Genomic DNA, 12,494 nt, shown 5'->3' with positions numbered 1-12,494 from the left:
AGGAGCAACACATGGGTTTTCTCGCCGGTAAGCGCGTACTGATCGTCGGTGTCGCCAGCAAGCTGTCCATCGCATCCGGCATCGCTGCCGCCATGCATCGCGAGGGCGCTGAGCTTGCCTTCACTTATCAGAACGACAAACTCAAGGGTCGCGTCGAAGAGTTCGCACAAGGCTGGGGTTCGAGCCCTGAGCTGTGCTTCCCGTGCGACGTGGCCAGCGATGAAGAAATCGCCAAGGTCTTCGAAGAGCTGAGCAAGAAGTGGGACGGTCTGGACTGCATCGTGCACTCCGTCGGCTTCGCCCCGGGCGACCAACTGGACGGCGACTTCACCGAAGCCACCACCCGTGAAGGTTTCCGCATTGCTCACGACATCAGCGCCTACAGCTTCGTGGCCCTGGCCAAGGCCGGCCGCGAAATGATGAAAGGCCGCAACGGCAGCCTGCTGACCCTGTCGTACCTGGGCGCCGAGCGCACCATGCCGAACTACAACGTGATGGGCATGGCCAAAGCCTCGCTGGAAGCCGGCGTCCGTTACCTGGCCGGTTCCCTCGGTCCGGACGGCACCCGCGTCAACTGCGTATCGGCTGGCCCGATCCGCACCCTGGCCGCTTCCGGCATCAAGAACTTCCGCAAGATGCTGGCCGCCAACGAAGCGCAGACTCCGCTGCGCCGCAACGTCACCATCGAAGAGGTCGGCAACGCCGGCGCCTTCCTGTGCTCCGACCTGGCGTCGGGCATCAGCGGTGAAATCATGTACGTCGACGGCGGCTTCAACACCACCGCGATGGGCAACATCGAAGAGTGATCTTCCTGTAGCCCATAGAAAAACCCGCCGGATCCGGCGGGTTTTTTTTATGCCTGCAGAAAAGCTCGTCCAACTACATATGTACCGCCAACCACCCTGCCCTGCCTTTGATACTCGGCGCTCGATGCTTATCAGCCGCCAGGGAGGCGCAGATGGACGACACACCGGTACACGAACAGACGCTGATTCACAATCTCATCGCAGAATTGACCGCCGTACCGGTGGTCAGCGCCGCCACACCGGCGCGCACGCTGGAGGTTCCCCGTGCATGCCGGCTGCGCGAATGGATGGAGCTTTACTGGAGCGCCCTCGAACGCCCTGAATTTCTCGATTGGGCCAGTGGCTTTAACATCGATCTGGATACCCTGCAGATCAAGGGCGATACCCTGCAAGCGCAGACACCCTCGAACGGCTCCAGCGATGTCCGCACGTTCACGCTGGAAGATGATTCGGGCTGGTGGCAGATGGCGCCGATGCTGCTGTCGATTTCCCAGCGTATCGATCCTGCGGGGCTGGGCCTGCCCTACATCGGCGGTAAATCCGCCAATCCGCTGTATCGGTTTCCACGGCAAGTGGTGCTGGCGTTCTACGGTTACCCGGAACCGCAAAACCAGATTCAGGCCCGAGTCATCCTCGCCGAGCTGAAGAAAACCGGGCTGGCGGCCATCGATGAAAACGGCCAGAGCACGTCGGCGCTAGTGAAGGAACGCAACGCGCAACTGGAAGACTTTCGGGCGATCGCCGATCGAATCGATGAAGTGTTGCTGGCGAGCGACCCTTTCGAGCAGCGAGGCTTTCTCGACACGCCGGTAACCCTCACTTCGGCCTCTGTTTCTGCACCCGCCAGAGGGCCGCGCCTCAAACTGGGCGAGCTTCTGGGCCGCTATGAGTTTGCGTTGCCGCAAGATGCCCGCGAAGCCAAGGCACTTGCGCAACGCCTGCGCCAGCAAAGCTGGCCGGCGCTGCCCTACGTCAGCGATTACGTGCAAAGCAACGACCCCATCCGCAGTTATCGTGAAGAATTTGGCGCTCTGGAAGATAACCGGCACATCGTGCGACGCCTTGAAGCGCTGAGCTGGAACAAAGCGCCCAAGGCCAAGATCGATTACGAGGAAATCAGCGAGCCCCATCCGGATTCCGCGCTGGCGGGACGGATGAAGTATGGCCAGCGTCAATTGCAGACACTCAGCGCCGATGAGGATTTTCAAGCCATCCTGCAGCAGCACGGACTGCCCGCCGACAGTCAATTGCTCGTCACCGAATCCGGTCATGTCGGTACTGCCAGCGTAAAAGGCTGGGTCACCCTGACGGCGCAGGTGGAAAAACAGGCTGATCTGAAACTCTTTCGCGACCAGCTCAAGGCCAAGGCAAGCAAAGCCGGCGGCGCCCTGCGCTCAAGCGGTAAAGTCACCCTTGGGCAAATGCTGCGCTTCTACAATCTGCTTTTGCCGAACACTGTCGAGCAAGCCCTCGCGCTGGTGAAATGGTTCAGGATCAATCTGCACACCCGCCCCGGGCATATGAATCACTGGTATCTGCTGGGCCAGCCGTGGACACAAACCGAACGGTTCACGGCGCAACAGCGTCAGAGCATCATCGACACCACACAGGCGTTTTTACCCGTAGACTCGCCGCCGTTGATCGACTACCTCAGTGAGGGTGTCGATACCGATCTGCCGCTCAAAACGCTCCAGGCAAAAGCCGACTACCTGATCAGCCGTATTCTGATCACACCGCGCGCGCAAACGCTGGGCAATTTGCTGGTGAAGACTCTGGGCGCTCCGGCGCAGGAGAAACGCCTGCTGGCCACCAACCGCGATCGCCTGTTGCTCGCTGCATTGATTCTCAGCCTGGAGCCGAACGCGGGTGAAGATTTGAACCGTATTGTCGAGCAACGTCTGGAGGGGCGTGATTTCTGGGGCGACAGCTATGACGAGGTACGCCGCTTCATTGATCGGCAGCCCGCTCTTGCATCGGTCAAAAACAAGACGTTGGCCACCCATCTGTTGTTGTCCGGTATAGCGCCGGAGTTTCTGACCCGGCATATTCCGCCATCACTCTGTTACATGAGTTGTTCGCGTTGGGTCAGGCTGAAGCAGGTCGTGCTGTATATCGAAAGCCAAATGCCGGGTGTGGCACGCCTGATGAGCTATGAGCAACTGAGCCAACTGACCAAAGGCCCGGCCCCCACGCACTTCTACAAATTCCTGCGCGAGGATTCCTGTGCCTCACTGGTCGTTGACTGGGCGGTTGCCAGAGGGCTGATCCAGCGCAACGCCGAATTTCCGGTGACTGTTTATGACGCCACGACGCTGAAGCAGGCCGATGTCCTGTTCCGCAACCACAATCGCCTGTTGAACGATCTTTATCGGCGGGCGTTCCTTTCGGCACCGCCCACTCCCGTCACGGTTGCCCTGGCCGATCTGCGCAAGGTGTTCAGCGATTCCCCCTACCTCACGGAGAAGGCGCTGTTTGCTCCCGACTCCAACACGCAGACCTCTGCAGCGCACTATTCGCTGAGCGAACTGCATGTCGCCGGCAAGCTGACAGGTGACCTGCAAGGATGGCAATCGAGCAATGCACAGTTGCAACTGGCCCCCATGCTTGCCTCGTTGCCCAGACTGCACAATGTGGCGACCTACTTCCATGCGGCACTGAGCGCACGCCTGAGGCAAATGAAGGACGCACATATCGCATTTCTCAAGGAAGCGTTCTGTCGCTTGCCGTTCGCGCAGCGAATCGACATCGAAGACCACGATCTGGAATTGCTCGCCTTGCGACCAGTATCGGCAGCCACGGACAAGCTGGCTGACGCCAGCACTGCGCCATTCGGCATCTTGGCGCTGCTGAGTGGGAGTCCAGCCAGAGTCTTCGAGATTTTCACTGGCAGGAATGAAGTGGTGCTGCGTCGCGATATCGACCTTGCATTACTCAAACCATCGGGGGCAAATGATGCGGCGAAATCGCTGCCCGTCGACGCCGAAGCCTACAGGCACGGCTCCCAGCCTCGCTTGAATGCCACTTGTAACGCGTTCATTACTCGCCTCGATATTCAGGGCGCCCCCCTGGCGCAACAGGAGCGCGCCGCCGTGCCCGATACCTTCGCCTCCAACACAGTCAACGCCATCGCCAGCACTGCCGTCAGGCATCTGTTCGATGCTTTCAAAGCGCAAGCCTTGCAAGACGCATTGCGCGTGCCCGAACTCGAGGATGCCGTTGCGAGTCACGAGAAATGGCTGACGTTTTACCAGAAGCTGAGCCCGCCCAAGCGCTGAGCACTGGCGAATCCGGCGATAGTTCGGCTGACGCGTTCGCGAGCAGGCTCGCTCTTACATAGATGGTGCTGAACTGAAAAATCCTCCGCGCCATCGAGACCTGTGGGAGCGAGCCTGCTCGCGAAGACATTCGATCAGCCAGCATCAAATTGCCTGACCCACCGCCATCGCGGGCAAGCCCGCTCCCACAGGAATTCAAGGTGAACTCACACCTCATTAACGTCACTGGACTCTGTGGGAGCTGGCTTGCCAGCGATGGGGCCGTTACTAACAGCCTTTCAGAGCTTGCTTGTGCGCATACATCGCGCCATCCGCATCGGCGAGCAGGCGATCAACGGTTTCGTGGCGTTTGGGATCGTATTCGATCTGGCCGACGCTGAAACGAATCGCATAACCACGGTGCAGCGTGGCGTTGCGCTCTTCGAGGATTTCCTTGAGCCGCGCCATGATCCGCGTGGTTTCAACGTGGCTCGAGCCGGTCAGCAACGCGACGAACTCATCACCACCCAAGCGCCCGACCACATCGCTCTCGCGAAAGGCAATGCGCAACACATCGGCGAAGGTCTTCAGCGCACTGTCACCTTCGGCATGCCCGTACAGATCGTTGATCTGCTTGAAGTCGTTGAGATCGAAAAACAGCAGCGTCGCCGGTCGGTTCAAACGTGCGCAGGCATCCAGCGCATGCTGGGCCAGTTGCTTGAAACCACGGCGATTGGACAGCAGCGTCAGTTCATCCATGCTTGCCATCTGCACCGCCGTCAGCTCTTGCTCGGCCATCTCCGCGAGGTCGCGCAACAAGGCACGCTCTTCGTCGTCGAGATGGCGGGGTTTGGTATCGATCAGGCACAAGGTGCCCATTTTGTTACCGTCCGGCACGGTCAGCGGATAACCGGCGTAAAAGCGAATATTCGGTGCGCCGGTGACCAACGGGTTGTCATGAAAGCGCAAATCTTCCAGCGCATCGGGCACCAGCATCAGCTCGTTTTGCAAAATCGCATGGCCGCAGAACGAGACATCGCGGGATGTCTCGCTGACATCCAGACCCACACAGGACTTGAACCACTGGCGATCCTTGTCGACCAGCGTGACCAGGGCGATCGGCACGTTGAACAGGCGCTTGGCCAGGCGTGTCAGACGATCAAAGCGCTCCTCCGGCGCCGAGTCGAGGTTGAGGCCGTGCAAGGCGTCGATTCGTGCAGCTTCATTGGCAGGTTTTCCGGGCACCAGCATGCGCACACTCCGTAGACAGTCATGCGTTCAGCGTAGCGCTTAATCGTCGGGGCATCACATTTGCGCCACCGGACAAGGCCCGCCGGCATCGGCCCAGAGCTTGAACTGCGCGACGAAAATATCGTGCGGCACCGGCACCGGTGCGCGCCCTGCCCCGGGATTCCAGCCCCAGAGCACCAGTTTGTCTTCGCTGACGTGTTTTAACAGCGCGGCGAAATCCCGGTCGCCGTTGCTCGCGCGGTCCTTGATCATCGCGCAGAGCTTGTCCGAGGGCAGGCCGATCCAGGCCATTTTGTGTGCCGCTGGCGGCAGGCTCCAGTGCGGCGCACCCGGCGGCGCATGGGGGCCATAACTGGCCGGCGGATTGCTTTCAGCGTGACAGGTGGCGCAGGGCAAACCGGCGGCGCCCTTGCCATCCATGCCGCGCACTACATTCATCGCGTGAGGGATGCCGGCGTCGAACTGTAACGGCGAATCGCCGGGGATGTGGCAGTTCTGGCAGCGCGGGCTCTGAAAGACTTTCTGCACCGTGGCGAAGGCTTTCAACGCCTGCTGATCCTCGGCAAACAGGTCCGAGGCATAGCCACCGAGGCCCAGCAACACGACGGTGCCCAACACAAGATGTCGTTTCATCTCACACCCCCGACAATTGCAGTGGCAGTTCGCGCAGGCGCTGCCCGGTCAAGGCGAACACTGCGTTGGCCACCGCCGGCGCGGTCGGTGGCACGCCGGGCTCGCCGATGCCGCCGGGTTTTTCACTGCTGGGGACGATGTGCACTTCCACCACCGGCATTTCGTTGAGCCGCAGCACTTGATAATCGTGATAGTTGGACTGCACGACGCCGCCATCCTTGACGGTGAGCTTGCTGTGCAGGGCCATGCCGAGGCCGAAAGTGATGCACGATTCCATCTGCGCGGCGATGCTTTGCGGATTCACCGCAATGCCGCAGTCCACCGCGCAGACCACCCGATGCACGCGGATCGCCAGATTGTCCTGCGACACCTCCGCCACTTGCGCCACGTAGCTGCCGAACGACTCGTGCACCGCCACGCCCAGAGCATGCCCGTCCGGCAACGGCGCGCCCCAGTTGGCCTTCTCCACCGCCAGATTGAGCACGCCGAGATGGCGCGGGTGCGCCTTGAGCAACGTGCGTCGGTATTCCACCGGATCCTTGCCCGCCGCCGTCGCCAGTTCATCGATCAGCGATTCCATGACAAAACCCGTGTGGGTGTGGCCCACCGAACGCAGCCACAACACATTGATGCCGGTCTGCGGCGAATGCAGATCGACCTGATGATGAGGCAGATCCTTGATATACGGACTGTCGGCCACGCCCTCGACCGAGGTGGCATCGATGCCGTTCTTGACCATCGCTGCCTCGAGCATCGTCCCGGCCATGATCGACTGGCCGACCAGCACATGCTGCCAGCTCATCGGCAAACCATCAGCACCCAGTCCGACCTGCGCCTTGTGCAGGTACATCGAGCGGTAGTAGCCGCCGCGAATGTCATCTTCGCGCGCCCACACGGTTTTCACCGGCAGGTCCGCCGCTTTCGCCACTTGCACCGCTTCGGCGACGAAGTCCGAAGTCGGATTGGCGCGGCGACCGAAGCCACCGCCGAGAAATTCCGTGTGAATTTCGACCTGCTCGGGCTTGAGCCCGGTGATCTTGCTGGCAACCATTTGGTCCAGCGTCTGAAATTGCGTACCGGTCCAGATCTCGCATTTTCCGGCGCTGATTTTCACCGTGCAATTGAGCGGTTCCATCGGCGCGTGGGCCAGATACGGCACGCTGTATTCGACCTCGATTTTTTTCGCGGCTTTGCCGAAATTGGCCTTGGCGTCCCCCGCCTGAGTGGCGGAAGTGCCCGGCGTCGCCGCCAGTTTGCGGAAACTCTCGAGCAGTTTTTCACTGCTCATGTCGGCCAACGGCCCAAGGTCCCAATCGACCTTCAGCGCATCACGGCCCAGCTTCGCCGCCCAGAAATGCTCGGCCACCACCGCCACGCCGCTGGGCACCTGCACCACCTTGTGTACGCCGGGAATGGCCAGCGCTGCGGCGCCTTCGAAGGATTTCACCGTGGCGCCAAACACCGGCGCGCGGGCGACCATCGCGGTCATCAGGCCTTCGAACTGCACGTCCATGCCGAATCTGGCGCGGCCGGTGATCTTCTCCGGGGTGTCGAGACGCTTGGTCGGTTTGCCGATGACTTTCCAGTCCTTGGCTTCCTTGAAAGTGATGGTTTTCGGGTCAGGCACCGGCAGTTGCCCGGCGGCATCGGCCAGTTCGCCGTAGGTCGCGCGTTGGTCCCCGGCGATGACCACGCCGGACTCCGTGCGAATCGTCGACGGCGCGACGTCGAAGCGTTTCGCAGCCGCTTCCACGAGCATCTGCCGCGCCGTCGCCCCGGCCAGTCGATAGCGGTCGAATTCCATCCAGGTCGACGTCGAGCCACCGGTGATCTGCATGCCGCCAAAAGCCGGCAAGCCGTAATCCGCCGCTGAGGCTGGCGAGTGCTCGACGCGGATTTTCGACCAGTCGGCGTCCAGTTCTTCGGCGATCAGCATGGTCAGGCCGGTCCAGATGCCCTGGCCCATTTCCGAATGACCGAGCAGCACGGTGACGCTGTTGTCCGCCGCGATGCGCAGAAACGCGTTGGGTGCGAACGTCTTGTTCTGATTTTCTGCCGCCCGGGCAAAGCGGTTGGCCCCGGGCACCACAAACGCCACCATCAGGCCGCCGCTTAACAGTGCGCTGCCCTTGAGAAACCCGCGACGCGATACAGGACTGTTCATCGTTCCTCTCCCAGAGAATGACTCAGCCGATTTCGGCGGCGCGTTTGACCGCAGCGCGAATGCGCGGATAGGTGCCGCAGCGGCAGATATTGCCGGAGAGCGCCTGATCGATATCGCTGTCGGTGGGCTTGGGAATTTTCGCCAGCAACGCGGCGGCGGACATGATCTGCCCGGACTGGCAATAACCGCACTGCACCACGTCCAGCTCGGCCCAGGCCTGCTGCACCGGGTGCGAGCCATCGGTGGACAAGCCCTCGATGGTGAGGATTTTCTGCCCATGGGCGACGGCAGTCGCCGGGGTAATGCAGGAGCGTAAGGGCGCGCCGTCGACGTGCACGGTGCAGGCGCCGCACTGGGCCATGCCGCAGCCGAACTTGGTCCCGGTCAGGTGCGCGATATCGCGCAGAACCCAGAGCAGCGGCATGTCGGCGGGTACATCGAGCTCTTGGTCCTTGCCATTGATATTCAGGGTCAGCATCAGCGGATTTCCTCAGGCTCACGGTGGTGCGAAGGGGCGTCGCTGTGGTCGCAAAAACCTACGGACGCCCGCGCTTATCCCTTTCAGCAAAGCCTAATTTGCGCAGCAAGCCACACGTTGTGACCAGCGGTCATGCAGACCCCGGCATTGCTCCTACAGTTGATAACGGCTCGCACTGAGTCGTCGTATCTCTGCGCAACCGGTCCGCGAACCTCGCGGTTGTCCATCACAGGTCAGGAGTAACGAATATGGGCTTTGTCACCACTCGAGACGGCGTCGACATCTTCTACAAGGACTGGGGGCCGCGCGACGCGCCGGTGATCCACTTCCACCACGGCTGGCCGCTCAGCTCGGATGACTGGGACGCGCAGATGCTGTTTTTCCTGGCACAGGGCTTTCGGGTGATTGCTCATGATCGACGCGGGCATGGCCGCTCCAGCCAGGTCTGGGACGGCCACGACATGGATCACTACGCCGACGATGTGCTGGCAGTGGTCAATCATCTGGGTACGCGCGACGTTGTCCACGTCGGCCATTCCACCGGCGGCGGCGAAGTGATCCATTACATCGCCCGACATGGTCAGGACAAGGTCAGCAAAGCGGTGTTGATCAGCGCCGTGCCACCGTTGATGGTGCAGACCGAAAGCAACCCGGGCGGTTTGCCGAAATCGGTGTTCGATGGCTTTCAGGCGCAGTTGGCGGCGAATCGCGCGCAGTTCTATCGCGATGTGCCGAGCGGACCTTTCTACGGCTACAACCGCCCGGGCGCCGAGTCGGCGGAAGGGATCATCGCCAACTGGTGGCGCCAGGGCATGATCGGCGGGGCCAAGGCGCATTACGACGGCATCATCGCCTTCTCGCAGACCGACTTCACCGAAGACCTGAAAAAAGTCACCGTGCCGGTGCTGGTCATGCACGGCGAGGATGACCAGATCGTGCCTTACGCCAACTCCGCACCGTTATCGGCGAAACTGCTGCCCAACGGCACACTGAAGTCGTACCCAGGATTTCCGCATGGCATGCCGACCACGCAGGCTGAAACCATCAATGCGGATTTGTTGGCGTTTATTCGCGGGTAACCGCCTCAATCAGGCTTACTGCAATTGGCAAACACTGATCCCCTGTGGGAGCGGGCTTGCCCGCGAGGCGTCTCTCCAGTCCAATTATCTGCGAATGACACTCCGCTTTCGCGAGCAGGCTCGCTCCCACAGTTGGGATTGGGTATATCCGTCAGAGACTGGTCGGCTGGAAGGCCGCCATCGCTGGCAAGCCAGCTCCCACAGGGATCAGGGTAGGTCCGCTGTTCATTCGTATCTTTGAGATAGCTATCGCGAGCAGGCTCACTCCCACAGAAAAACAAAGCAGCGCAGCTGCCCGCGGCAAAGCCGCCCCACTCAACAATGAGCGCAAGCTCGAGTGCTTTTGACCTTGCTTTTGATCCACCGGCGACGTCGGAAGGCTGAGCGGAGGGATTGATCCGGGCGTGGGAGCGCAGCGACCGTCTGGCGCAGCCAGACTCAGCGGAAGGAGGTGCAGCGAAGCAAACCGGAGCCGCTGCGCCCGGATCAGTCCCGGAGCGAAGGAACCCGAGCCTGCGAGGGCCGAACGCAGGAGCAAGCCTTTTTGGTTACTTTTTCGGCGTTTGGAAAAAGTGACCCGCCGTAAGGGCGGAACCATAAGCAGCCGTTACCGCAGCAACGGATATGTACTCGGTCAACCAGAACAAATCATCGCTCGACAACAAGCCTTCGCGAGCAGACTCGCCCCCACAGAAATCGCAAGCGTGCTGAAGGCTGAATCAATCCCCTACCCCTCTGCCCGCCCTTCGCCTTCACGATCACCACGGTAATGCCTGGCCAGCGGAAAATCCGGCAGCCACGATTCACGCCGCACAATCCAGCTCTCATAGGTCGGCTTCAACTGATCCGGCGCATCCCGCGCGCCGAGGTTCACCTCGACCTCATCACCACTGCGGTTGAACACTTACGAGCCACAGCGCGGGCAGAAATCTCCATCGCGCCCGTGGTGTCACGCCCCCCAGAGCCTATAACAGTCGGCGCTGCAATGCAGGCGATGTTTCAGATGAAAGAACTCGATGTTGCCGCACTGCAACGGGCATTCGACGGCCAGAGCTAATACACTCAGGCGCTGACCTGCCGGGACAATCACGATGAAACACGCCGCTGCGAAAAACCCCGAGAAAGCCCCGCGCTTCTGGCGCGACGACGCCCTGCCCTTCATCGAAGCGCGGGCCATCGCGGATGGTCGTGAAGTCTGTTATGCGCGGCATTCCCATGCGCACTTTTCCATCGGCGCAATCACCGCCGGGCGCAGCACCTATGTGCATGAGCAGGCGCAGTATGAAGTGGCAGCAGGCACCGTGGTGCTGATGAATCCCGGCGATGTACACGCCTGCAATCCGATCGATGATCAGCCTTGGTCGTACGTGATGTTGTATGTCGAAACGCCGTGGCTGACGGATTTGCAGCATCAATTGGGGTTTGCCGGGGAGCTGGAATTCCGGCGATTTTCCGACACCCATCTGGCTGATGCCGAGCTGTTCGGCAAATTGATGGGGTTGTATGAGGTTTTGCTCGACGACCAAATGGAGGCGCTGGCGAAACACAGCGCGGCGGTAGAGTTTTTCAGTGATTTGCAGGTCCGCCTGAATCCGGCGGATGAGCCCGTCGATGAGCCGAATTTCAAGCTGGAACGCGCCGCTGATTTCATCCGTGGACATTGCACCGAAGTGCTCAGCCTCGAGGCGATTTGCGCGGCGGCGCAGCTGTCGCCGTCATACCTGATTCGCGCGTTCAAGCAGCGCTACGGGATGACGCCCCATGCGTTCGTGGTCAACCAGCGCATCCAGTTCGCCCGCGAGCGCTTGCGCAGCGGCCAGTTGATTGCCGATGTCGCGCTCCAGGCCGGGTTTGCCGATCAGGCGCATTTTCAGCGAGCGTTCAAACAACATCTGGCGGCAACGCCGGGGCAGTATCGCGGCTGACTTCATACTCAAAGTTGAACACTGCCCCCCTTGTGGGAGCGAGCCTGCTCGCGAAGGCGGTGTGTCATTCAACACTTCACTGACTGATCCACCGCATTCGCGAGCAGGCTCGCTCCCACAGGGGGTTGTGGTGGGCCTGTCAATCAAGTGAACAGCAAATAAAGCGCACTCACCGCCAGCAACAACGCCATCAACCGATTGAACCAGCGCATCCCGGCGGCATTGCTCAGATACCCGCGCAAGAACGTCCCGGCATACGCCCAGCAGCCCACCGACAGATAGCAGATCACCAGATACACCGCCGCAAACTGCCAGACCAGCCGCGCCTCGCCGTCGGCGACAAATGCGCCCATGCCGGCCACGCATGCCAGCCAGGCCTTGGGGTTGAGCCATTGCATCACCGCGCCATAGAGCATCGACGGCGCACGGCCGGACTCGCTGGTGTTCAGTTGGCCGTCATCGCTGGCCAGTTTCCAGGCCATGAACAACAGGAACGCCACCCCGGCCCATTGCACCACGCGGGTCATGAACGGCCACAATTGCAGCACCTCATGCAGGCCCAGGCCCATCAGCACCAGCAACAGCACAAACCCCAACGTCGCCCCGGCCACGTGCCGTTGGCTGGCGCGGAAACCGTACTGCGCGCCGGTGCTCAAGGCGACGATATTGACCGGCCCGGGGGTGATGGATGCGGCGAGGGCAAACGCCGCCATGGAAAGAATCAGACTCATTGCACACCTGCTTCAATCGAGGAACGAGGTGGCTACGGTAGCGGGCGGGGGATTTGCGGTATTGAAGAAAATGACCCTGAGGCTGCGAATCTGATCTGATCGTTCCCACGCTCTGCGTGGGAATGCAGCCCGGGACGCTCTGCGTCCCATTCAGAGCCGAACGCAGAGCGTCC

The 12,494-nt window shown here is 61.0% G+C and carries 9 protein-coding genes and 1 pseudogene; 4 read left to right on the top strand and 6 right to left on the bottom strand.

Annotated elements, in window-relative coordinates; genetic code table 11:
* Positions 1-11: 11 nt before the first annotated feature.
* Positions 12-806, top strand: a complete 795-nt coding sequence (fabI, locus tag AB4N85_RS05545; RefSeq protein ID WP_003202751.1) for an enoyl-ACP reductase FabI — start codon at positions 12-14, stop codon at positions 804-806.
* A gap of 152 nt (positions 807-958) precedes the next feature.
* The gene (locus AB4N85_RS05540; protein WP_252869202.1) at positions 959-4,081 is read left to right on the top strand and encodes a hypothetical protein; all 3,123 of its coding nucleotides are present in this window, start codon (positions 959-961) and stop codon (positions 4,079-4,081) included.
* A gap of 267 nt (positions 4,082-4,348) precedes the next feature.
* On the opposite strand, the gene AB4N85_RS05535 is transcribed toward AB4N85_RS05540, so the two are convergent.
* Genes AB4N85_RS05535 through AB4N85_RS05520 form a run of 4 tightly spaced genes read right to left on the bottom strand, consistent with a single transcriptional unit; the run spans position 4,349 to position 8,586 of the window.
* Positions 4,349-5,311, bottom strand: coding sequence for a sensor domain-containing diguanylate cyclase (locus AB4N85_RS05535; protein WP_095179571.1), 963 nt, complete (start codon positions 5,309-5,311; stop codon positions 4,349-4,351).
* A gap of 54 nt (positions 5,312-5,365) precedes the next feature.
* A complete protein-coding gene (locus AB4N85_RS05530; RefSeq protein ID WP_056784654.1) occupies positions 5,366-5,944 on the bottom strand; it encodes a hypothetical protein in 579 nt (192 codons plus the stop codon).
* Between the two features lies 1 nt (position 5,945).
* Entirely contained in the window at positions 5,946-8,108 is a 2,163-nt protein-coding gene (locus AB4N85_RS05525; RefSeq protein ID WP_252869201.1) for a xanthine dehydrogenase family protein molybdopterin-binding subunit, read from the bottom strand.
* 22 nt (positions 8,109-8,130) lie between these two features.
* Positions 8,131-8,586: a (2Fe-2S)-binding protein gene (locus AB4N85_RS05520; RefSeq protein ID WP_041478642.1), complete on the bottom strand. Its 456-nt coding sequence runs from the start codon at positions 8,584-8,586 to the stop codon at positions 8,131-8,133.
* A gap of 248 nt (positions 8,587-8,834) precedes the next feature.
* Between AB4N85_RS05520 and AB4N85_RS05515 the strand changes: the two genes are divergently transcribed.
* The gene (locus AB4N85_RS05515; protein ID WP_150635694.1) at positions 8,835-9,665 is read left to right on the top strand and encodes an alpha/beta fold hydrolase; all 831 of its coding nucleotides are present in this window, start codon (positions 8,835-8,837) and stop codon (positions 9,663-9,665) included.
* Positions 9,666-10,392: 727 nt separating this feature from the next.
* On the opposite strand, the pseudogene AB4N85_RS05510 reads toward AB4N85_RS05515, so the two are convergent.
* Positions 10,393-10,593, bottom strand: a pseudogene (locus tag AB4N85_RS05510) (GFA family protein); the annotation flags it as partial.
* A 163-nt stretch (positions 10,594-10,756) separates the two neighbouring features.
* Between AB4N85_RS05510 and AB4N85_RS05505 the strand changes: the two are divergent.
* A complete protein-coding gene (locus tag AB4N85_RS05505; protein WP_150635695.1) occupies positions 10,757-11,590 on the top strand; it encodes an AraC family transcriptional regulator in 834 nt (277 codons plus the stop codon).
* A 143-nt stretch (positions 11,591-11,733) separates the two neighbouring features.
* Here AB4N85_RS05505 and AB4N85_RS05500 read toward each other — a convergent pair whose 3' ends face one another.
* Positions 11,734-12,321, bottom strand: coding sequence for a LysE family translocator (locus AB4N85_RS05500; protein ID WP_252869200.1), 588 nt, complete (start codon positions 12,319-12,321; stop codon positions 11,734-11,736).
* Positions 12,322-12,494 lie beyond the last annotated feature (173 nt).

The sequence above is a fragment of the Pseudomonas sp. H1_G08 genome (assembly GCF_054681355.1).
The sequence above is the reverse complement of the archived record's forward strand: the minus strand, read 5'-3'. Positions and strand labels throughout refer to the sequence as shown.